The sequence below is a fragment of the Pseudodesulfovibrio piezophilus C1TLV30 genome (assembly GCF_000341895.1).
Classification (GTDB): domain Bacteria; phylum Desulfobacterota; class Desulfovibrionia; order Desulfovibrionales; family Desulfovibrionaceae; genus Pseudodesulfovibrio; species Pseudodesulfovibrio piezophilus.
Window position 1 is genome coordinate 3,512,180 of record NC_020409.1, and the last position, 22,552, is coordinate 3,534,731.

General features: G+C 50.6%; 19 protein-coding genes. 15 read left to right on the plus strand and 4 right to left on the minus strand.

The features are described from left to right. The first annotated feature begins 87 nt into the window (after positions 1-87). Together BN4_RS16180 and BN4_RS16185 are read left to right on the plus strand one after the other, a co-directional pair. Positions 88-1,764: a dephospho-CoA kinase gene (locus BN4_RS16180; RefSeq protein WP_015416490.1), complete on the plus strand. Its 1,677-nt coding sequence runs from the start codon at positions 88-90 to the stop codon at positions 1,762-1,764. Then, entirely contained in the window at positions 1,761-2,510 is a 750-nt protein-coding gene (locus BN4_RS16185) for a rhomboid family intramembrane serine protease (protein WP_015416491.1), read from the plus strand. The genes BN4_RS16180 and BN4_RS16185 overlap by 4 nt, the downstream gene beginning before the upstream one ends. On the opposite strand, the gene BN4_RS16190 is transcribed toward BN4_RS16185, so the two are convergent. Together BN4_RS16190 and BN4_RS16195 are read right to left on the minus strand one after the other, a co-directional pair. Continuing rightward, complete coding sequence (locus BN4_RS16190) at positions 2,465-3,037, minus strand: nucleotidyl transferase family protein (RefSeq protein ID WP_015416492.1); 573 nt, start codon at positions 3,035-3,037, stop codon at positions 2,465-2,467. The genes BN4_RS16185 and BN4_RS16190 overlap by 46 nt on opposite strands. Next, the gene (locus BN4_RS16195) at positions 3,038-4,411 is read right to left on the minus strand and encodes an alkaline phosphatase family protein (protein ID WP_015416493.1); all 1,374 of its coding nucleotides are present in this window, start codon (positions 4,409-4,411) and stop codon (positions 3,038-3,040) included. Positions 4,412-4,517: 106 nt separating this feature from the next. Here BN4_RS16195 and BN4_RS16200 point away from each other — a divergent pair, with 106 nt between their 5' ends. The 6 genes from BN4_RS16200 to BN4_RS16225 all read left to right on the plus strand — a co-directional run bounded on the left by BN4_RS16200 (position 4,518) and on the right by BN4_RS16225 (position 11,936). After that, complete coding sequence (locus tag BN4_RS16200) at positions 4,518-5,162, plus strand: PHP-associated domain-containing protein (protein ID WP_015416494.1); 645 nt, start codon at positions 4,518-4,520, stop codon at positions 5,160-5,162. Positions 5,163-5,449: 287 nt separating this feature from the next. After that, complete coding sequence (locus tag BN4_RS16205; RefSeq protein ID WP_015416495.1) at positions 5,450-6,433, plus strand: DnaJ C-terminal domain-containing protein; 984 nt, start codon at positions 5,450-5,452, stop codon at positions 6,431-6,433. Between the two features lie 9 nt (positions 6,434-6,442). Continuing rightward, a complete protein-coding gene (locus BN4_RS16210; RefSeq protein ID WP_015416496.1) occupies positions 6,443-6,778 on the plus strand; it encodes a chaperone modulator CbpM in 336 nt (111 codons plus the stop codon). 146 nt (positions 6,779-6,924) lie between these two features. After that, positions 6,925-9,522, plus strand: a complete 2,598-nt coding sequence (gene clpB, locus BN4_RS16215) for an ATP-dependent chaperone ClpB (RefSeq protein WP_015416497.1) — start codon at positions 6,925-6,927, stop codon at positions 9,520-9,522. A 185-nt stretch (positions 9,523-9,707) separates the two neighbouring features. Beyond that, positions 9,708-10,856 (plus strand): multidrug effflux MFS transporter, encoded by a 1,149-nt coding sequence (locus tag BN4_RS16220; RefSeq protein ID WP_015416498.1) that lies wholly within the window; start codon positions 9,708-9,710, stop codon positions 10,854-10,856. A gap of 210 nt (positions 10,857-11,066) precedes the next feature. Further along, entirely contained in the window at positions 11,067-11,936 is an 870-nt protein-coding gene (locus BN4_RS16225; protein WP_015416499.1) for a transporter substrate-binding domain-containing protein, read from the plus strand. Here BN4_RS16225 and BN4_RS16230 read toward each other — a convergent pair. Continuing rightward, positions 11,911-12,912, minus strand: a complete 1,002-nt coding sequence (locus BN4_RS16230) for a YheT family hydrolase (protein WP_015416500.1) — start codon at positions 12,910-12,912, stop codon at positions 11,911-11,913. The two genes, BN4_RS16225 and BN4_RS16230, sit on opposite strands and share 26 nt — an antisense overlap. A gap of 150 nt (positions 12,913-13,062) precedes the next feature. Here BN4_RS16230 and BN4_RS16235 point away from each other — a divergent pair, with 150 nt between their 5' ends. The 4 genes from BN4_RS16235 (at position 13,063) to dnaK (ending at position 17,173) form a co-directional block, all read left to right on the plus strand. Continuing rightward, positions 13,063-14,262: an aminopeptidase gene (locus tag BN4_RS16235; RefSeq protein WP_015416501.1), complete on the plus strand. Its 1,200-nt coding sequence runs from the start codon at positions 13,063-13,065 to the stop codon at positions 14,260-14,262. Between the two features lie 101 nt (positions 14,263-14,363). Beyond that, positions 14,364-14,558 carry a hypothetical protein gene (locus BN4_RS17860; RefSeq protein ID WP_015416502.1) on the plus strand — a complete coding sequence of 65 codons (195 nt, stop codon included), beginning with the start codon at positions 14,364-14,366 and terminating at the stop codon, positions 14,556-14,558. Next, on the plus strand, positions 14,512-15,138 hold the full coding sequence (grpE, locus tag BN4_RS16240) for a nucleotide exchange factor GrpE (RefSeq protein WP_015416503.1): 627 nt from the start codon (positions 14,512-14,514) through the stop codon (positions 15,136-15,138). Before BN4_RS17860 ends, grpE begins: the two co-directional genes overlap by 47 nt. A 115-nt stretch (positions 15,139-15,253) precedes the next feature. Beyond that, positions 15,254-17,173: a molecular chaperone DnaK gene (gene dnaK / locus BN4_RS16245; protein WP_015416504.1), complete on the plus strand. Its 1,920-nt coding sequence runs from the start codon at positions 15,254-15,256 to the stop codon at positions 17,171-17,173. A gap of 232 nt (positions 17,174-17,405) precedes the next feature. Here dnaK and BN4_RS16250 read toward each other — a convergent pair whose 3' ends face one another. Beyond that, complete coding sequence (locus tag BN4_RS16250; protein WP_015416505.1) at positions 17,406-17,810, minus strand: methyl-accepting chemotaxis protein; 405 nt, start codon at positions 17,808-17,810, stop codon at positions 17,406-17,408. Positions 17,811-18,671: 861 nt separating this feature from the next. Between BN4_RS16250 and BN4_RS16260 the strand changes: the two genes are divergently transcribed. Genes BN4_RS16260 through gatA form a run of 3 tightly spaced genes read left to right on the plus strand, consistent with a single transcriptional unit; the run spans position 18,672 to position 22,504 of the window. After that, on the plus strand, positions 18,672-20,699 hold the full coding sequence (locus BN4_RS16260) for a type 1 periplasmic-binding domain-containing protein (RefSeq protein WP_015416509.1): 2,028 nt from the start codon (positions 18,672-18,674) through the stop codon (positions 20,697-20,699). A 36-nt stretch (positions 20,700-20,735) separates the two neighbouring features. After that, entirely contained in the window at positions 20,736-21,020 is a 285-nt protein-coding gene (gene gatC, locus BN4_RS16265) for an Asp-tRNA(Asn)/Glu-tRNA(Gln) amidotransferase subunit GatC (RefSeq protein WP_015416510.1), read from the plus strand. Between the two features lie 26 nt (positions 21,021-21,046). Then, positions 21,047-22,504, plus strand: coding sequence for an Asp-tRNA(Asn)/Glu-tRNA(Gln) amidotransferase subunit GatA (gene gatA, locus BN4_RS16270; protein ID WP_015416511.1), 1,458 nt, complete (start codon positions 21,047-21,049; stop codon positions 22,502-22,504). The last annotated feature ends 48 nt before the right edge of the window (positions 22,505-22,552 follow it).

Here is a 22,552-nt window from a genome sequence, read left to right on the forward strand (position 1 = left end):
GGGTCAAGGGTATATTTTCCCATTCGGGGCAATACTCTGAGAGATAGAAATTTACTTTCCAATGATTCCCGGTATATCCTCCATCTCATGGATAAAGAGAAAATAACACATTATTGGGAACGGACTACCGGAGCAACTGATTGTGGGCTTCGTTTGGATAAATTTTGGGCTCAAGAGCTGGCGGATGCCGGGATTTCGCGAGGTCGGATCAAGCAGTGGATAGAGGAAGGTCACGCCCAGGTCGATGGGGTCGTCGTGCCCAAGGGGAAGCATAAACTCTCCGGGTATGAGACCGTGAGCATCGGAGCTGGCGAGAGTCGGAATGGAGAGGATACGGCACAGCCTGTACCCGGCGATTTGGATGTCGTTTATGAAGACTCACACGTGGTTGTCGTGGATAAGATTGCCGGTTTGACGACACATCCCGCGCCAGGAGAACCGGGGCCGACGTTGGTGAATCTGTTGTTGCATCGATACCCGGATATTTCATCTCAAGATTCCGGGATGAGCGGATTGCGGCCCGGTATTGTCCATCGCTTGGACAAGGATACTTCGGGGTTGATTGTGGCAGTTCGGACGGAAGCTGACAGGTTGACGCTTTCCGCTGATTTTGCCGAACGTCGGGTGCACAAAGTGTATCTCGCAATTGTTCATGGGGTTCCGGAACGATCGCAGGGAACCATTGAAGATTCTATCGGACGACATCCGACACAGAAGACACGAATGGCCGTAGTCGAGAAGGGGGGGCGAGAAGCTCGAAGTGAGTATCGGGTTCTTTGGGCAGGTCCCCGAGGGCTCGCCTCTCTGGTCGCCGTGCGAATTCATACGGGGCGGACACATCAGATTCGTGTTCACATGGCGCATATCGGGCACCCGTTGCTTGGGGATACTGTGTATGGACCGCAGGAAAATGCTGTTTGGAAACGCAGGTCCGACAGTCTTGCCGAAATGGCCCCACGGCAAATGCTGCATGCATTTCATCTTTCTTTTACGCACCCGGAAAGTGGGGAAGTGATGACACTATGGCGCAAGCCGCCACAGGACTTCCTGATGCTGCTCAGTGCTCTCAAACGTGAATGTCTGCGTCTTGGGGTCGTTGGGATGCCGGGAAGCGGCAAGTCGGCTGTCGTGCGTTTCCTGCGTAATGCCGGACTTCCCACTTTCAGTGCCGATGAATCCGTCGCTGCTCTCTATGCCCCTGAGGGGGATGGTGCGGCCATGATTCGACAACGCTTTGGCGGAGAATATTCGTTGTCCGATGGTTCCGTGGACAAGGCGGCGTTGTTTGCTGCCATGCTCAAGTCAGATGGGGTGCGCCGTGAAATAATGGACACTATTCATCCCATTGTTCAGCATGAGTGTGAAATGTTTTTCAAGCAATATCGAGATGAACCTGTGGCCTATGCGGAGATTCCACTTCTTTTGGAAGGAGGATGGCATGAAAAGGGATATGTGGATGCCGTGGCCGGTGTTCATTGTCCGCAAGAAAAACGGACTGGAGAATTACGACGGATACGTGGCCTTTCTGTTGAAACTCTCGCCGCCTTCGACTCATGGCAGTGGGCTGAGAAGGACAAACTGGCCGCGTGTGATTACATTGTTGAAAACAATGCGGGGTTGGATGAATTGCAGGTTGAGGCAGCGGGGATGCAGGAGTGGGCCGTAGAGCTATCGGAAGAACGCAATCGGGAATTCGGGCGCTGGCTTGAGGCTCTTTGGCCTCAATTGGCATTGGAATTCCAAGATGGTGGAGGCTGGATGTGATACCAATTCGGGATAATGTGCCGAGAGTGACCCTGCCCATAGCGGTCTCAGTGATTATCGCGGTCAATATCCTTGCCTTTTTATATAGTAAAGCCCTGGACCCTCGAGGGGTGGCGCATCTTTTTCATGTTTTTGGTGTTGTTCCCGCCCGGTTTTTCGAACCGGAGTGGGCTGCTTGGGCCGGGTACCCAAAGACCCTTGGGTGGCCTTTTTTTACATACATGTTTCTGCATGGCGGATGGTTACATATCATCCTCAATATGTGGATGCTTTGGATCTTTGGCGATAATATCGAGGATGTCACCGGTCATGGTTGGTTTGTGGTCTTTTACCTGCTTTGTGGAATGGTTGCGGTCGCTGTTCACATGCTTTTCGAGCAGACCTCGGCTCTCCCTATTGTCGGCGCTTCCGGGGCCGTGGCCGGTGTGATGGGGGCCTATGTCATGCTTTATCCGCATGGTAAGGTTCTGACTTTAATTCCCATTTTTTTTATTCCCCTGATATTACGGGTACCATCGGCCTTGTTTCTCGGTGTCTGGTTTGTGTCGCAACTGGTTTCTGGTGTTGTCTTGCAGGGAGAGGATGCCAGTCAGGTCGCGTGGTGGGCGCATGTTGGGGGCTTTGCCGCTGGTATTGTGTTGATTCGGGTCTTTCGGCGTCCAGGGCATTGCCGATATTGCTATAATCCAGAAACCAGAGATTATGATCCGGAGGAGGTGACGGACAATCGCTCGAATCTCCCTTGAAGTTCCCACTTTCTGATCAATTGGGCAGTTGCTGGCGGCACCAGATGCTCCATGGGGCGGCCTGCCATGATTGCCTGTCGAACCTGCGTCCCGGTGATGCCCTTTTTATCAAGTGGCTGTTCCCACATGACATGAGTTGTGAGTCCCAGAGAATCCAGGCGGAGCTTTTTTTCGCGTCCCCAATCATCATAAATGGTCAGATAATACACCGCATCCTTTGGTGCCACCACTTGCAGTTCGTTGGGTTTGCAGATGGGAAAAGGGATGATGCTGAAAGTTTCAGGCTGAACCCCGGCTTCCGTGAGCACGGCGTGAAGCATGATCTCCCGTTCTTCATAAGTCAGGGGATTGTTGGCCGCATTGGAACGGCTGGGGTCTGTCTTCTCTTCAGTCGTCTGCTCCGGAGTTGGATTGGTGACGCCGACAGTCATATGCGTACAGAGGGCTTTCCCGGCCAGCAGATATTTGAGGTGGTCGTTGTGGACGATTTGAAAGCGTCCATGGATGAATCCCCGAGCGTGCGTCATTTACGCCTCCTTCGCAGGAGAGGCCGTTTCGTTTGTTTCGGATTCGGCCACAATAGGTTCGGGAACAACGGTGAAGGGATCATAATCGCCGGGCCAGAATTGTTGTGGATAGGGAGAGTCATGAATACCACCCAAACGGGCCAGATCAAGGTAGTTGAGAATCATATGCATCATTTCATCTCCACGCAGGCAGCTTAACGCTCCTCCGGCCACGCTGATTTCGTCGAAAGCTTCAACTTTATCTCGACGGACCCCGTCTCCAAGGAACATGACCGGGACCGGTTCGCCCGAATGAACAAGCCCACCAGAGCTGGGTGTGGAATGGTCAGCTGTCACGACCAGAAGAACCTCTTCGTTTTTGAGCAGGACGTCAATGCCCTCGGCAATGCCCCGATCCAACGCTTCGATGACTTTGACTTTTGATTTGGGGTTTTTGGTGTGTCCTGCCCGGTCTGGTGCTTTGGTGTGAACGTGGATGAAGTTGTAGTTATCAACATTGTCGGCCGCTATTTTCAGGCGTTCGGCGATATCTCGTCCCGGATCTCGTGTGTCTCGAACCTGCTTGAAGTCCATACCGAGGTACGACGCAAGGCCTTTGTACATGAATCCACTTGCCATGGAGAGTCCACACAGGCCGTACCTATCTCGGATATGGGATCGGTCACGCAATATCCCGGCTCGTTGGGTGACCAAACCGTTGATCGGAGGGAGTTTCTGCTTGATGCGTAGTTGATTTTGGTCAACTTTACAGAGTCTTCGATACGCCCATCGGAGATATTCCCTCAGTACTTTGGCTGTTTTTATGGCTTTGGGATCAGCGGCGTGAGAGGTAAGGGGCCTTATCTCGGAAATAAATCGTCCGTCGACCATGGGGTTGGAATCGGTGATGAATGGACTGACCTCGCCGTGCATGGTCAAGACGCTGAACATGCCGCCGGTTTTGTGAAGTCGGATGGAGATGCCATCCTGCTCGAAGTGGTCGGCCGCATCATAGAGGGAGTCAATTTCCTCAGGGGTTCCGCAAATACGATCGTACTTGAGAGTCAGTTGGTTCTCCAGGGTCTCGAGGACGCTGCAAAAATGTGCAAGCATGGCGACATCATTTTCACCGAGGTCTATTTCTGCTCCGAGAGCCTCAAGTGGTCCTCTGCCGGGGAATTCTTCCTTGGGACTTCCGAACATGGCAAAGTGGGCATTTTCGCTGGGGAGTGGTTGCCCCAGTTTTCCTGCATGGTAGAGTCCTGTGCTGGACAGTGAAGCCAGCCTGTCGAGGCAGGGGGTTTCGGCAAATTGCAATGGGGTCTGATGTTGAAATTGGGCTTGAGCCCGGTCGCCGAGGCCATCAAGAAGGAGGAGTACACAGGTTTTGGACACGTCATTCTCCGGGGAGTGCATATGGTACGCACTGGCTTATGGGTGTACTGGTCATATTGGTTTTGTCGATTGAGTCTGTAAAGTTCATTAGCAGAAACTCTTTGCCATGCAAATCATCCGTGGGCATTATTTGAAGATGCTGATAGATATTCATGTCCATTCGGATAACTCTTCCTGTAGCGTCATGCCCGCGTCGGAGATTGTGGCCCGAGCCAGAAGTCTTGGGCTGGACGGGGTCTGCATTACCGATCACGACACTACGGCCGTTTTGTCACAAATCCAGGAAGGTTTCCAGCCTGATGGTTTGCTGGTGCTGGTGGGGATGGAATATTCTACTGACGAGGGAGATTTCCTTGTTTATGGTGACGTGGAGTCTCTTGTTCCTGGTATGGATGGGCGTGCTTTGCTGACATCCGTGATTGAAACAGGAGGGGCAGTCGTCGCAGCGCATCCGTTTCGTGGGTGGCGTCCCTCGGACACCGGGCTTTTCCAGTCATATCCCCCCTCTGCCATTGAGGTTGTCAATGGCAGAAACACAGAGGCTGAAGATGCGCAGGCTCTTGAATTGGCATGTCACCTCGCTCTTGCTCACGTCTCAGGTTCCGATGCTCACCGATTTGACGAGTTGGGACGATTTCCAACTCGATTTACCTGCCCCATTTCCGATCGGGTTGATCTCGTGAACGCGCTCAGGCAAGGGATGTGTCGGCCTGGTGTTCTTCGGAGTGCTGCGCTCGCCTCGGCTTCCTAGATTCTCCGCTTTCATTTTTGAGTGTACGAACTCTCCTCTCAGAGCCTATTCGTTTGCGTCTTAGGTCATATTCGGTCATACGTGGCTGTTCAGTTGTGTCTTGCCAGAGTTCTGAAGGACAAAGGGACATCTCTTTGGTGTGTGCGGCCTGGAAAACTTCTGTGGAAAAGGCTGTGGAAAAAATATTGACTCAAATGAAAATACAGTCTTGACACAAAGCCCTGACAGATTACTTTAGTGTCTGGAATAGATATCTGATTTTCTTTTGCGAAAGGAACGTTTGAAGAATGGAATACAAAGACTATTACAAGTTGCTCGGAGTCTCCCGGTCTGCTCCCAAGGACGAGATCGCCAAGGCATTCAAGAAGCTGGCCCGGAAGTACCATCCTGACCTCAATCCCAATAATACGGAAGCCGAGGCCAAGTTCAAGGAGATCAACGAAGCGTATGAAGTCCTCAAGGACGAGAAAAAACGCAAGTTGTATGATCAATTCGGCTCTAATTGGGAACACGGGCAGAATTTTCAACCTCCGCCAGGTTATGAAAACATGAACTACGGCGGCGGTGGGTTCTCTCAGGGCGGATTCTCCCAAGGTGGGTTTTCCGATTTTTTCGAAACCATTTTCGGCGGAGCCGGAGGTGGCGGCGGGAATTTTCGGGGTGGCTTTTCCCAAGGAGGATTCGGCGGCGAAGGGTTTCAGCAGCGTCCGCGTAGAGGGGCGGATTCCGAAGCCATGTATGAGCTGACCTTGGAAGAAGCATATCGGGGCGGCAATAAGTCCATCACCTTGCAGGAGCAGGTGACAGGCCCGGACGGATATCCGCGCATGACTACCAAGACGTTGGAAGTCAATGTCCCTGCCGGTATCAAGGACGGGCAGAAAATTCGTTTGGCAGGGCAGGGAAATCCCGGCATGGCCGGTGGTCCCAAGGGTGACCTTTATCTAAAAATAAAGATCATGCCTCACACAATGTTCAAGGTCTCTGATTCTGATGTTGTGCTCGATCTGAATCTGGCTCCATGGGAAGCCGCTCTCGGTTCTCTGGTACGTATCCCGACTCTGGATGGTGCTGTCGAGATGAAAATCCCGCCGGGCATCGGTTCAGGCAAGAAGCTCCGCATCAAGGGACGGGGATTGGGAAGTGGGGCCAAGCGCGGCGACCAGTTTGTCAGGATAATGATTCAGGTTCCTGATCTTCTCACGCCAGAGGAAAGGGAACTGTGGGAGACGTTGCAGGAAAAATCATCCTTCAAGCCGAGAGAGTTCTAGGGGAACGCCATGCCAAACAAGCGACTGAGAGAGATGATGATGCAGTTGCCCGGCCTCAATCTGCCGGAGAGGTCGGAATATGTTGCCTGGGCACAACTGGTGGAGTTGACCTCAATTCAGCCGGGCGACATGGCTGAATTGATCGAGCTTGGCTGGATCAATCCGAAAAAGACCAGGGCCGAGGAATATCTGTTCCGGTTGCGGGATGTGTATCGTATTCACAAGCTCATGCGCCTGGTCAACGATCTCGAAATGTCCTTTGACAGTGGTTCCATTGTTGTGGATCTGCTCGACCGGGTGGAAGAATTGGAAAAGGAAGTGGAAGAGCTGAAGCGACTTGTCTAACAAAACTGCGGGGAAACCCGATCTGGTCGCTGATGCAGGAGTTTGGATGAATCGGAAGGTACCACCCTTTCGTCCAACCTCTGAGTTGAATTCATTGATCGGTTATTTTCTAACAGTTTGAAGAGATAATTCAGGGAGGTTCATTCATGGATCCGAATACATTTACCAAGAAAACCCAGGATGCCATTTCAGAGGCGCAGAATCTCGCCATTCGAAGTGGTCATCAACAGATAGATTGCGAACACCTGATGCGGGCACTTGTTGCTCAGGAACAAGGATTGGTCCCGCAGATATTACGCAAACTCGGCATTGCGCCGGATTCCTATCTTGGAGCAGTCGATTCCGAGATTTCAAAGCTGCCTAAGGTCTCCGGGCCTGGCGCACGTCCTGATCAGATAGTTGTGACCCCGCGCCTGCAATCCGTACTCGTGGCGGCTGATGACCAGGCAAAGCGCATGAAAGATGAATTCGTCTCCGTGGAGCATGTCCTCCTCGGCCTCATGGACGAATCACAGTCCACGGGTATCGGTCGAGTTAACAAGCAGTTCAATCTGAGCAAGGACAAGGTGCTTTCTGCCTTGACCGAAGTTCGGGGAAAACAGCGGGTCACTTCAGACAATCCTGAGGCTACATATGATTCACTCAAAAAATACGGTCGGGATCTGGTTGAAGAGGCGCGATCCGGCAAGCTCGATCCGGTCATTGGTCGGGACAGTGAAATCCGCCGCGTCATTCGAATCCTGTCACGCCGTACCAAAAACAATCCCGTCCTGATTGGCGAAGCTGGAGTTGGCAAAACCGCCATTGCCGAGGGGTTGGCCCAACGCATCGTTGCCGGAGATGTCCCTGAAGGGCTCAAGGACAAGACTGTTTTCAGTTTGGATATGAGCGCGCTTATTGCCGGGGCCAAGTATCGTGGTGAATTTGAGGAGCGGTTGAAAGCCGTGCTCAAGGAGGTGCAGGAATCCGCCGGGCAGATTGTCATGTTTATCGATGAACTGCATACCATCGTCGGTGCGGGAAAAACAGACGGGGCCATGGATGCCGGTAATATTCTCAAGCCGATGTTGGCACGAGGAGAATTGCACTGCATTGGGGCCACCACCACTGATGAATACCGCAAGTACATCGAAAAAGATCCGGCGCTTGAACGTCGTTTTCAGACTGTTACAGTGGCTGAACCGAGCGTGGAGGATACCATTTCCATTTTGCGCGGATTGCGTGAGCGATTTGAAGTCCATCACGGTGTGCGTATTTCGGATGGAGCGGTGGTTGAAGCGGCGATCCTGTCACATCGATACATTCCAGATCGACAATTGCCTGATAAGGCCATCGACCTCATTGACGAAGCCGCAGCCTTGATCAGGACAGAGATTGATTCCCAGCCTTATGAATTGGACAAGGCCAATCGACAGATCATGCAGCTTGAGATTGAGCGGGAAGCGCTGAAGCGTGAGACTGATGATGCTTCCAAAGGGCGGCTGATTAAGTTGGAAAAAGACCTTGTCAACCTGAAGGAAAAGCAGGCGGCCTTGCTTACCCAATGGGAGAATGAAAAAGGTGGTATCGAACGGCTGCGGTCTCTCAAGGGAGAAATCGAAGCGACCCGGCGGGAAATAGATGAAGTCAAACGGGTGCATGACTACAATCGGGCAGCGGAATTGGAATATGGTGTACTTGCAGGATTGGAGAAAGACCTCAAGGCTCGCAACGAAGCTCTGGAATCAGGAGATACTCCTCGTATGGTCAAAGAGGAAGTCGGCCCTGATGATGTGGCGCAAGTCATTGCACGTTGGACTGGAATTCCTGTTTCCAGACTTATGGAAGGAGAACGGGAAAAACTGTTGAAATTGGCTGATGTCCTTCATGAGCGGGTCATCGGGCAGGATCAGGCGGTCCAGGCTGTGGCCGATGCCGTGCTCCGTGCTCGTGCAGGTCTCAAGAACCCATCGAGGCCTATTGGTTCTTTCATCTTTCTTGGTCCCACAGGTGTGGGCAAAACCGAGTTGTGCAAGACCTTGGCAGCCAGTCTCTTTGATTCCGAGGATAATATTGTCCGCATTGATATGTCGGAGTACATGGAAAAACATACCGTGGCCCGATTGATCGGCGCGCCTCCCGGTTACGTCGGATACGACGAGGGAGGACAGTTGACCGAAGCTGTCAGGAGGAAGCCGTATTCGGTCGTTCTGTTTGACGAGATAGAGAAAGCGCACCATGACGTTTTCAATGTGTTACTTCAAATTCTTGATGACGGCCGCCTGACGGATTCTCATGGACGGACAGTTGATTTCAAAAACACCATCGTCATCATGACAAGCAACCTCGGGGCGGAGTTGATGCTCGATGGCATTGACGATCAGGGTGAGTTCAAAGAGGGGGTTGCAGAGCAGGTGATGGACGTACTTCGTCTGCATTTTCGCCCGGAATTCCTCAATCGTGTCGATGAAAGTGTTCTGTTCAGGCCACTGCGGACAGAGCAATTGATCAAGATTATTGATTTGCTTATTGCCGGGCTGCGTGGACGGCTCGAGGATCGCAAGATCAGTCTGACACTTACGGACAAGGCAAAGGCATTCATTGCTCAATCAGCCTATGACCCGAACTTTGGCGCGCGTCCGCTGCATCGGTATCTTCAAACCCGCCTTGAAACGCCACTTGCCAAGTTGATTATTGGTGGAGAATTGCTGGAAGGGGCCGAAGTGGTTGTCGATGAACGAGATGGAACTCTTGTCTTTGATTAACCGCCCTTTCCTTTTCATAAAAGAACGGCCGTCGAGAAAATCGGCGGCCGTTTTTTCCCCTCTGTTAAAAGATGTAAAAGATTCCCGGTGACCTTGACTTCGATGAAGGTTTCGAGAAAGTTGCTGACGCAACATGTGTTGGCTTGTGTCTTGCCAACCTGAAACCATTCATTCGGGGATATCTCATGCCCAATTTGCTTCTTTTGGCCTTGCTCGCCACGTTTCCAGCGTTGTCTACGGATATGTATCTGCCAGCGATCCCGACTTTGCAGGTTATCTGGAATATCACGTTGCCGCAGGCGAATTTGTCGCTTGTAGTCTTTTTCATTGCGTTTAGTGGGTGCCTTCTCATTCATGGTCCTTTGTCGGACAGGTTCGGGCGGCGGCCTGTTCTTATATGGGGTATCGTGCTTTTTATCATTGGCTGTGGGTTATGTGCCATTGCGAACTCCATCACCATGCTGATTCTGGCTCGAATCGTCCAAGCTGCCGGAGCAGCAGCGGCATCTGCTTTATCCCTTGCCTTGTCCAAAGACCTGTATGAAGGACTCGTACGGCAAAAGATTTTGGCGTATATTGGGGTTATTCTGGCCCTGTGCCCCATGCTGGCTCCTTCCTTGGGCGGACTTATGCTCAAGGTCGCTTCGTGGCGTTGGATATTCGCCTGCCAGGCCGTGTTGGCTTGTGCGGCTCTATATGGTGCCGTCAAGCTCAAGGAACCTTTGTCCGAGTTCACATCAGGAGGTCTTTTGGCCATGGCCGGCCGGTATGTGAAGGTGTTCAGAAATGTGCATTTTCTGATACTCGCTTTTGCTTTTTCACTGATGACCCTCCCTCATTTCGCCTTTATCGGCGGCTCCCCTGATATTTATATTACTGGGTTTGGCGTATCGGAACAGGCTTTCGGGTATTATTTCGGGATCAATGCTTTGGGAATTATGCTTGGTTCACTGGTTTGCTCCAGATTGTCGCAAGTCTTTAGCCCCATGCGGCTTCTGATCTTTTCCCTCTTCGGACTGTTGGCTGGTGGACTTTTCATGATTCAGTTCGGCGGGATGACTCCGCTCAGTGTTGCCATCCCCATGTTCTGCATAACTTTTTCCACTGGTTTTTCACGACCTATCAGCAACAATATGGTTCTTGAACAAGTTGATAGTGATGTCGGAGCCGCTTCGTCGATCCTCACATTTGAGATCTTTTTCATTGGTGCAGGGGGCATGGAGATTATCGCTCTGGATTGGCCTTCGAAATCGTTTGTTCTGGGAATACTGGCACTCATCGGATCTGCTATTCCTTTGATCTCAATTGCCTGTATCCGTAAATCAATCAAGTAGGCGTTCCAGACTCTTTCTGAAACAACTGAGAGTTTGAGAATGAAAAACCTCGCCCCATTTAGTCAAGCGATATGGGGCGAGGCTTTTTACATGGAATACAGCTTTTTTCTTGAAAGAAAACGAGTTTTATTCTTTGTGGCTAATGGCGTTGCCATTTTTGTATGATGTGCATATAGTGCCCCAAATTTTTATTCAGTTCACCGGGGATCGATGCGCACTCCTTTTCTTTTCCTTCTTCTTGCCGGGTTGATACTTTTTAGCGTGCCCAATGGCTCTGCCCTTGCGCACGACAAGTTGTATGAAAAGTTCGCTTCGCAAGGGCTTGTTATTACCCAGGCCGCCAATATGGCTCCCATGTCGTTTATAGGAATCAATGGCGAACCAAGTGGGTATATCATTGACCTCTGGCGCAAATGGTCGGCAGAAACTGGTATCCCTGTCCATTTTCTTCTTCTTGATTGGCCGGAAACATTGAAAGCGGTCCAGAATGGACAAGCCGATGTCCATGGAGGTTTGTTCTTTTCAAAGGAACAGAATGAATTTTTGCAGGCTTCGCAGCCATTTTTTTCATCCAGGGGTGCTCTTTTTGTCAGGAATGACCTTGATGTTTCAAGTGTGGCCGACCTGGATGGTGCTTTGGTCGGTGTCATCGAGAATGGGTTTTATAGCAGACTCCTGCTGCGTGATTTTCCCAAAATAAAATCAGTCCCTATCAAAACAACGTCAGATATAATCAATGCTGCTGCGAGTGGGGAGATTTACGCCTTTATCGGCGATTATCCTCCATTAATGTATCAAATTTGTTCGCAAGGGAAAAAGAAGGATTTCAGAGTCTTGCAGTATTTTGGACCTCAAAGGTTCAGGGCGGCTGTTGGCCTGGGAAACAGTGATCTGCTTCATGTTATCAGGAGTGGGCTTGCCCGTATCGATGAAGGGGAGCGTCAGACCATTATGGGAAGGTGGATTATTGATGAGGGAGCCAGTACGACGGATTGGATTGTTCCTACCGCACTTCTTTGTACTTTGAGCCTGCTCATAGCGCTGATGGTACCCTTCATCTATGGCCGATTTCAGAAGTGAAGGCGGTCTGGGTAAGGAAAATTTCAGCTCTTTCTTCCGACCAGTAAATATTGTCCGAGTTCTTTTGGACAAAACCGACGTGTCCACCATGTCGAGGCATTTCCAACCAGAGATTCGGGTTGGCTGTGGCCTCGGTTGTGGGGTAGCATTCCTTTGGAAGGAACGGATCATCCTGAGCGTTGACAAGCAGTGTGGGAATGCGAATCTTCGCAAGAAATTGCTTGCAACTGGCGTGGCTATAATAATCCTCGGCATCAGAGTATCCGTTGACCGGTGCGGTATATAACCCGTCAAACTGACGGAGTGTCTTGATGCTTTTGAGTGGGCCGGGATCAACTTCATTGGGGAAAAGGGCTGCTTTGGTAAGAATTTTTTTCCTGAGACCGCGCATGAAGTATTCGAAATAGATTCGTCTGGACGGCATGGCTATGGCCCGCTCCGTTGCAGACAGGTCGCAGGGGACGGAAAAGGCGATCCCTTTGACCACGTTTGAAGGGACCCGTTCAGGGGCTTCTCCGAGATATTTCAGTATTTGGTTGCCTCCCATGGAGAACCCAATCAAGACAATCTCACGATAATTACCTCGGTCAATGCAATGATTCACAACGGTATGCAGGTCTTCCGTCAGTCCGGAATGATAGCACCGGACCATGCGGTTTGGGTCCTTGCTGCATCCTCGTTGAGTCCAACAGGCCGCGTCATATCCATTTCGATTGGCCATTTTAGCCATGCCAAGAATATATTTTTTCCGGGCGTGTCCCTCTAATCCGTGACTGATGATGATCAGCTTTTTTGAAGGATGCTCTTGTACCGCATGGTAATCTATATCCAGAAAATCTCCATCTGGCGTTTCTATCCGTTCAGAGAGTGGTGATGTCGCTGGCGTGGGTCTGAAGAGAGGCGGATAGATTGTGGCGAAATTACCGCTTCGGAAAAGAAAAGGGGGAAGAGAGGTGGGGGTGGGGAGAACTGGCATCTCATGTCCTTACGGCGGACAAGGGGAGATGTCAAAGCATGGCGTGTGGGGCGATAAGACCTGGCAATAAGGTTGCCTATCAGGGAATGACAGGTATAGCCTTTGAGTGTTTGCGGTATGGTTCCGAGTGAATAAAAGGAGTGTGTGTCGTTGTTCGAAGTTATTGATCTACAAAATTACGCTGACGTCTTGTTCTGGGCGCTCAATGAAAGCAGGCAAACTCCGTTAAAGAATCGGGATGTTGTCCTCATTCGATATGATATTCCAGGGTTAGCCTTGGCTGAAGCCGTATACTCAAAGCTCATAGATGCCCACCTCATGCCGGTCCCTCTTGCCATGCCGACGCCGGCCATGGAAATGGAACGATATATCAATGCCAGTTACAGTCAGCTTCTTTTCCAGCAGCCCGGTCAGGCCGAACTGTATTCTCATGCTGCCGGGGGGATCAATATCCTTGCTCCGAAAGATCTGACCCATTTACAGGCTGTGGACCCTCGTACCATTGCCGAGGCCCGGAAAGCAGATGCCCCGAACAGGCAGATCCTTCAGCGACGAAAAAAATCAGGAATGCTTGGGTGGACCACATGCATTTATCCTACGGAAGCATTGGCTCAGGCTTCCGGCATGAGTCTGGAAGAGTATACCCATGCGCTAGTGCGTGCCTGCTGGCTGAATATGCCTGATCCTGTCAGAGAGTGGCGGCGGCTCAAACGGGAGATCGGTGAAGTCTGCGATTGGTTGACAGGGCTTGATATCAAGAGCCTTCGGGTGGAATCAGAGAATATCAATCTCCATGTCCCTGTGGGGAAACACCGTCGTTTTATCGGTGTCAACGGAGCCAATATTCCCAGCTATGAAATTTACTTTGCGCCAGATGCCCGAGGGGTCAATGGAACCTATTACGCAGACCAGGCGACTCTCCGCTATGGGCGTCTGGTTAGAGGTGCCTCACTGGATTTTTCCGATGGTATTGCAGCTCGCGCGGAATCAGCGAGGGGAGAGGTCTTTTTGCAAAACCAGATGTCCTCTGATGCTGGCTGCCACCGGGTTGGAGAATTTTCGCTGACAGACAAACGGTTTTCCCGCATCGATCGTTTTATGGCCCACACCATGCTTGATGAAAACTACGGAGGAGCGCACGGCAACTGTCATATCGCGCTTGGAGGGTCCGTGTTGGAAAGTTTTTCCGGCCCCATGGAAATGTTGACCCCGGAAATTGAATACGAATTAGGCTTCAATGCTTCGGATATGCACTGGGATTTGGTTAATACACAGCCCAAACGAGTCACGGCCATTCTCAGGAATGGGCGTCCTCAACTTATCTATGAAAACGGGCAATTTTGTCTTTAACGGCTGGCTATTATTCAATTATTGCATTTTGATCCGGGCGAGAGTCTGTCCTTTGCTCTTCTCTTCTGCAAAAAAGACTGCTCAAGAGGCGAAAAAAAGGTATGGATGATGCTCTTGGGCAGTTTCTTTTCGTGCATTTCTTTACACTCTTCTTGTTGACAACGTTTAAGCCATGCTTATTTGACCAGCAGGCCGCCTTTGAAGCGGGTTTTTTTACAGAAAAATTGTGGAGCGAAGGAAATAAATCCAATGGTGAAGAACAAGAATACGGAAGTCCCCATCAACGGGTTGTATGATGAAGAAGGGACGCTGTCCGATGTGGCTTCCGAAGAAATGACCGAAACATCTGTCGCGGAGGAAAATGTGGAGACTGAAGCGGAAGTGACTCTCAGCCAGGAAGAGCTTGAGGCACTGTGCAAGGAATCTGTATGCCCCGGATGTGATGTTCACAAAGAGGCCGAATCGATTCGACTTCGTGCTCTTGCCGATACGGAAAATGTCAAGAAACGGTTGGTTCGGGAAGCCGAAGAGATGAAGAAGTATGCGGGAGAATCTGTCTTGTCCGATCTGCTCCCGATACTCGACAACCTTGATCTCGCTCTGGGCCATACGGAAAATCTGGATGCGGCCTGCAAGAATTTTGTTATTGGGGTGGATATGACCCGAAAATTATTCCTGGATGCTGTCAAATCCCATGGATTGGAAGTAGTGGATGCTGCTCGCGGTGTGGAATTTAATCCCGAGGTTCATGAAGCTCTCGGGACATCAGAGGAAGAAGGTCTGGGGGATAATCAGATCGCACAGGTCGTGCAAGCCGGATATTTTCTCAAAGGGCGTTTACTTCGTCCTGCCAAGGTTATGGTCAATAAGGCCTAATGCGTTTTTTTGCGCTTGAGGGCTTTACAAGTCTGTCTGCGTGATTATTGAAGAAAGTAACGGAAAACCAAACGCTGTAAGCGAAAATTTCAATAGACAATGAGGAGGAATACACATGGGTAAGATCATAGGGATCGACCTTGGAACCACCAACTCCTGTGTTTACGTCATGGAGGGTAAAGACCCGAAATGCGTTACCAACCCCGAGGGCGGAAGAACAACTCCGTCTGTCGTGGCTTTTACCAGCAAGGAGCGCCTGGTCGGCGATATCGCAAAACGTCAGGCTGTGACAAACCCGGATAAAACCGTCTTTGCCATCAAACGTCTGATGGGACGTAAAGTTGACGCTCCGGAGGTCAAGAAATGGCAGGCTCACTGCCCGTATGAGATTGTTGCCGGAAACGGTAATGACGCATGGGTTGAGATTGATGGTAAAAAATACAGCCCGCCGGAAGTCTCTGCAATGATTTTGCAGAAACTGAAGAAGGATGCTGAAACCTACCTGGGTGAAACCGTCACTGAAGCGGTTATCACGGTTCCTGCATATTTTAATGATTCACAACGTCAGGCCACCAAGGACGCAGGCAAGATCGCCGGTCTTGAGGTGAAGCGTATCATCAACGAGCCGACGGCCGCTTCTCTGGCTTATGGCTTTGACAAGAAGGCAAATGAAAAGATTGCCGTCTTCGACCTCGGTGGTGGTACATTCGATATCTCCATTCTGGAAGTCGGTGACAATGTCGTTGAAGTTCGCGCCACCAACGGTGACACGTTCCTGGGTGGCGAAGATTTCGACCATCGAATCATCGAATACCTTGTAGACGAATTCAAGAAGGAAAGCGGGATTGACCTGTCCCAGGATCGCATGGCTTTGCAGCGTCTCAAAGAAGCAGCGGAAAAAGCCAAGCATGAGCTTTCCAGCTCCATGGAGTCCGAGGTCAACCTGCCGTTCATCACTGCCGATCAGAATGGCCCCAAGCATATGATGGTCAAGATCAGTCGTGGCAAGCTTGAAAAGCTCGTCGATGACCTTGTCGATCGTACTGTCGAGCCATGTAAAAAGGCTCTTAAGGATGCAGGTTTGTCCGCATCAGACATTGATGAAGTCGTGCTTGTCGGTGGTATGACCCGTATGCCGCTGGTTCAGGAGAAGGTCAAATCCTTCTTCGGCAAGGAACCTAATCGTTCTGTGAACCCGGATGAAGTTGTTTCCATGGGTGCTGCCATTCAGGGCGGTATCCTGGCTGGTGATGTGAAGGACGTGCTGCTCCTTGATGTTACTCCGCTTTCCCTGGGTATTGAAACTATGGGTGGCGTGATGACTCACCTCATCGAGCGCAACACCACGATCCCGACCAAGAAGTCTCAGGTCTTTACCACGGCTGCTGACAATCAGCCTTCCGTGTCCATCCGAGTCTTCCAGGGAGAACGTCCCATGTCTGCGGATAACAAACTGCTCGGTAACTTTGAGTTGAGTGGTATTCCGCCGGCACCGCGTGGTGTGCCCCAGATCGAAGTCGCATTTGACATTGATGCCAACGGTATTGTTCATGTCCACGCCAAGGATATGGGGACCGGACGGGAGCAGTCTATTCAGATCACCGCCTCTTCTGGATTGAGCGACGATGAAATTGAGCAGATGGTCAAGGATGCCGAGTCTCATGCTGAAGATGATAAGAAGAAGCAAGAGCTTATTGAGACCAGAAACCAGGCCGATACACTCATCTACACATCTGAAAAGTCCATGCGTGATCTGGGCGACAAGGTAGATGCAGAGTTGAAGGCTGACATTGAAGGCAAAATTGAAGCTCTGAAGGGTATTCTTGAAACCGAAGATGTGGAAGACATCAAGGCCAAGACTGAAGAATTGGCTCAGGCTTCCCATAAGCTGGCAGAACAACTGTACGCTCAGCAGTCTGCTGAAGGCGCTGGCCCTGACATGGGAGCGGGTGCCGCAGGCGCTGCTGATGGAGCTGGTGCTCCATCCAAGGATGACGATGATGTGGTCGATGCCGACTACACCGAAGTCAAATAGTCAGACTTGCTTTGAATTGATTTTAGGCCACCGGGACTTTCCCGGTGGCCTTTTCGTATTTAATATTTAGAAATGATCAAAATCTGATTCGTCTTTATGGGGCGTATCTGTGTCGGGAATCAGATCTTTTCCGTTGTTTGTTATTATGTGGAGTGGCCGTTGGGGAGCCTCGGCTGTTGAAGGCGATTGAAAGGGAGTGCGTTGTGTGTTTTAAAGTATGACATGACATCCTTCATTTCTTTTCCTCGGTAGGCGAGCGACTCTTCTGCATGAGCCTTTTTTCTGAATTTAATGCGGTTTGCAGTATGGCCTGCTCCATTTTTCCCATAGCCGTGTTGATAGTTGCCATGCCGGAATTTTGTTCCTGACTGGCCGTCATGATGCTCTGAACGAGGTTGGAGGTTTTCTGGATGTTGGGGATCAATTGATCAATCTTGAGTCCAGCCTGTTCGGCGACCATGACACTTTTGTTCGCCATAGCATTTATTTCTGCTGACACTTTGCCGGAATTCTCTGCCAATGTTCTGATCTCTGTGGCGACAACAGCAAATTCTTTTCCGTTTTCCCCGGCTCTGGCCGCTTCAATCGCTGCATTAAGAGCTAGCAGGGTCGTCTGGCTAATTATCTTCTCGATCATACTAATTTTCCTGATATTTCACTCGTCGTTGCGGAGATATCTTCCGTTGCCAAGGCATTCTCATTCTTGCGTTGTGCCGATCGTTGCATTTCCATCAGTTAGACTGCGATTCGTCCTGTTGGCGAGCGCGGCTGCAATCGATTCCATCCAGGCCAAACGTTCCTCTTTTCGTTTATGAATTTCATCGTCAAACCTTGGTGTAATCAATCGTTTATTCTTTTGAATGCTCTTTGCAGATGTATGCAGTTGACCATGGAACCTTTCAATTCGAGCCAGGAGTGGTTTCATTTCCGGGATTTTTTTTCGATGCTCAAGCGCTGTGGTTCATAGTACCATTTGCCAAAACCGCACTGATGGGAGTCTGTTTCAATTCCAAGCTCGGTTTTGTTTGGGGAAGACAGGAAATCGGCCAATGAGATTGGTCAGGACAAATGCTCGACAAGTTGTTGTCTCAGCATGTTTCGTATGGTGTTTTCATGAACCTTAACTTCGACGTCCTTGAATTGCAGGGTGCACAATACGACAATGACAGCGAGCAGGAGAAGAGTACTGCCAAAATCGATGAAAAAATCTTCCTTTCACTGGGATGTTTTCCATGAAAACATACATTCCTCTTGATATCGGTCTCTATGGTTGAAGGGGCGAACCTCGTTGGAAATACATTCAAGAGAGTGACTATTATTATCATGTATCTCAAATGTGAATATGGTATTGGCGCAGGGCAACCGATTTATGGCTGCATGTCGTCTCTGGTAGACTGCTTGCCTTCAAAGCGTAAGCGAAGTATAGGATTAGCCGTCTTGCCTACGTTGATACGACTTATTTGCCTGGCCGCTTAATCCTGCATATATGGAACACACAATGCGCCGAATTCAATATTCCAATATTCTGAGAGTTTTGACCTCACTTGTCATGGTTTCCCTGTTTGTCTGGGGGTGTGCTCCGAAACGGCTTCCCTTGAGCACGGACATGCTTTCCACCCCCAATCTTCTGATTGAAGCCGATTCCGCCTGGAATGAAAAACAGTTTGAAGCTGCGGAGTTATATTATTCAAAGGCGTTGGAACGGGCTGACCTCGACCAGGGCGAACTGCCGATTATCTACAACCGCCTTGCTCAGTCAGCCTATGCTGACGAGCATTATCATCAGGCTCGTATCGCTCTTGAAAATTGGGCAAATCTTGACACGGATGTTCTTTACGATATCGCCTGGGAGCGGACGTATCTGAATACTATGAATGCACTGGGGAAGACGGAACGGTTGAAGAACCACCTCAAATGGGTCTTGCAGAATGGGACTGTTCCCTGGGCCACTCGGGCTGCGGTAGCTCAATGGTATAGTGATTATTTTTATGCACGTGATGACATCCCCCGGTCACTTGATGTCCTTGACGGGTTTTACAAATTGGCCCCGGATACTGCGACCAGAAGGGTGTTTGAAAATTCGTATCTGACTCAACTGCAGTCCCTTGATGACTCTGATGTCGCTCTTCTGGCACACGAAGTCAGTTCCAGCAATTTATGGCGTTTTCCCTATGCGTTGGTGGGGTTTGAACATGAGGTACGCAAGGCTTCCGATAAAGATGCCTGGTCAGCGGCATGGCGCAATCTGCGTAATCTGACAGCAAACGCTGATCTTGCCAATCTTGTGCCGCTTGAAGAAAAACTGGCGGAATTGGAGGAAGATTATGGAATTCCTCGGATAGGCTTGGCATTGGCACTCCCCTTGACCGGGCCGTATGGGAAGGTCGGGGTCAAAGTCTTGCGTGGTGCCGGGCTTGCCCAGTGGCGGCTGGCACAGCAGGGTGTTGATATTGATCTGCGTGTTATCAACACTGAAGCTCCTGATTGGGAAAAACGGCTTGCCGCCCTTCCTGCACACTACTCTGTGGTTGGTGGCCCCTTGCGCGTTAAGGCCTTCAAGCAACTCTATGAGGGGATGGACGAAGGAAAGCGTCAGCTTGATAAACGGGCATATTTTACTTTTCTAGCCACCCTTGGTGATCTTGAAGAGGGTAAGGATGCATGGCGGTTTTTTACGAGTCGTAATGATGAAGTACGCAGCTTGGTCAAGATGACTGTCGATAAACTCGGTATCAAGGACCTCGCTGTTTTTTATCCCGAGGAAAAATTCGGCAGGACCATGGCTGAAACTTTCTACCGGGAAGCGTACCCTCTTGGCGGACGGATTAAAGGAATGCAATCCTATCCATCGCATGAGTTGAAACAGTGGGGAAAGCGAGTTGGAAAACTGTTGAAAGTTCCTGCTGATTTTAGTGACAACAAGGATGCACCTTTGGAAATGCCTGATTTTGGAGCGGTTTTTGTCCCGGATGGATGGGGACAGGCCCAGACCTTGCTTCCGAATTTCTTTTTTTATGAAGGCGATCAACTCGTCTTCCTGGGACCAGGTCTCTGGAGTCGAGCCTTGGATGGTGTCAGGGATATTGATGAACATTACTATCGCTTGGCTGTGTGCCCCGGAGCTTGGTGGGAGCAAAGCGACGGTGGACGTACCCTGCAAACCATTCTGACAGAGGAGGGGCTTGGTCGTGCGGACTTCTGGGTTGCCCTCGGGTATGATTTTCTGCGTTTTGCAGGCAAGCTCGGTTCTCTGCCTTCCAATTGGGAGGCGAAGGATGTGAATAGGCGTATCGCCGCAGCCCAGGACATGGATTTCAGTATGGCTCGGATGAACTGGACCGATGAGGGGGTTGCCAGTCAGGACCTTTATTTGTTCAGTCCGGTTCATAATGGCAAGCAACTGGTGGATGAGGGTAAATTGGCTGCGCGCATAGCGCGGGCCAGGGCGCGTCGTGAGAAGCGTATGGAAGCGTATGAACAGCGCATTGAAGAAGAAAAGAAGAAACAGGAACAGACTATATTTTAGCCGATGGATGGCATCTGCATATCAAGGAGTTATACAATGAAAATCAGTCCCGAAGAAGTGGCCAAGGTTGCACGTTTGTCGCGCCTTGATTTGCCGCAGGACAAGCTGGAGTTGTTTGCTGGACAGCTTGGCGATATTCTCGATTATATGGATAAGCTTGGTGAGTTGAATACGGACGATGTCGAACCCATGTACAGTCCAGTGGCTCATTCCACGGTGCTCCGCAAGGATGAGGTTCGAAAAGACTACGCCCGCGAAGAGGTGCTTTCCAATGCGCCGAAGCAGGACGGTCAGTTTTTCATTGTTCCCCGTATTGTTTAACTCGTTTAATATATTCAGGATTGATTATGTCTGACATCTGTAAGAAGACGTTGTCTGAAGTCGCTGCCATGCTCCAGACTGGTGAAGTGAAGGCGGTTGATGCCGTCACCGCGTGTCTGGATCGCATCAAGGCTACCGAGCCGCAGGTTAAAGCATTGATCACAGTGCTCGGTGAGGAGGCTTTGAAGCAGGCTGAAGCTATGGACGAAGCCGGACCAAGAGCTGATAAGCCGTTATGGGGTGTTCCCCTTGTTCTCAAGGATCTGCTGGCGGCCAAGGGAACCAGAACAACATGTGCTTCCAAGATTCTTGATGATTTTGTGCCGTTTTACGATGCAACCGCTGTGAGCAAATTGCGTGACGCTGGGGCGATCATCATAGGCAAAGCCAACATGGATGAATTTGCCATGGGGTCTTCCACTGAAAATTCTGCCTATTTCCAGACCCGTAATCCATGGGATACCGACAGGGTGCCCGGTGGTTCTTCCGGTGGTTCCGCTGCGACCGTGGCCGCAGGGCAGTGCTTTGCAGCCCTTGGCACTGATACCGGCGGTTCTATTAGGACCCCGGCCTCTTTTTGCGGGATTGTCGGACTCAAACCGACATATGGTCGTATTTCCCGGTTCGGACTCATAGCGTATGGCTCCTCCCTTGATCAAATCGGACCTATGACTCGGAGTGTGGAGGATGCCGCGCGGGTCTTGCAGGTCATGGCTGGACACGACCCCAAAGATTCTACGTCGGTTGAAATTGAGGTCCCGGACTATCTCGCTGCATTGGGACGTGAAAACCTTGAAGGGGTGACTATTGGTCTGCCTAAAGAGTATTGGGGCGAAGGGCTGGATGAAGAAGTCGAAGTTTCCCTCAAGGCTGCCGTGGCAAAGATGGAAGCTCTGGGGGCAAAAACAGTCCCTGTTTCACTGGGGCTGACGGATTATGCCATTGCTACTTATTATATTATTGCCATGGCTGAAGCTTCTTCGAACCTGTCCCGCTTTGATGGGGTTCGGTTTGGCCATCGCAACACCGAGGCAGAAGAACTCATTGATATGTATACCTCTAGTCGGACAGAAGGGTTCGGTGACGAAGTTCAACGTCGCATAATCATGGGAACGTATGTCCTTTCCTCTGGGTATTATGATGCCTACTACAACAAGGCGGCCAAGGTTCGCCGTCTCCTGCGCGAAGATTTTGAAAAGGCATTTGAACAGTGTGACCTCATCGCCGGTCCTGTCTTACCAACGACAGCTTTCAAAGTGGGGGACAAGGTGGACCCTCTTCAGATGTATCTCATTGATATCTTCACGATTTCAGCCAATCTTGCCGGACTCCCGGGCATGAGCCTGCCTGTCGGATTGGGCAAGACCTCTGCCATGCCGGTCGGGCTTCAGCTCATGGGGCCGGCTTTTAGTGAGGCCGAGATGCTTTCGGTTGCCGAATGCCTGGAGCGGAATATAGAGCCGATGGGCATGCCTGAGTTGTAAGGTGATTTTACACGTTTTCTTTTCGGCCGGTTGCAAACAGATGTTTGC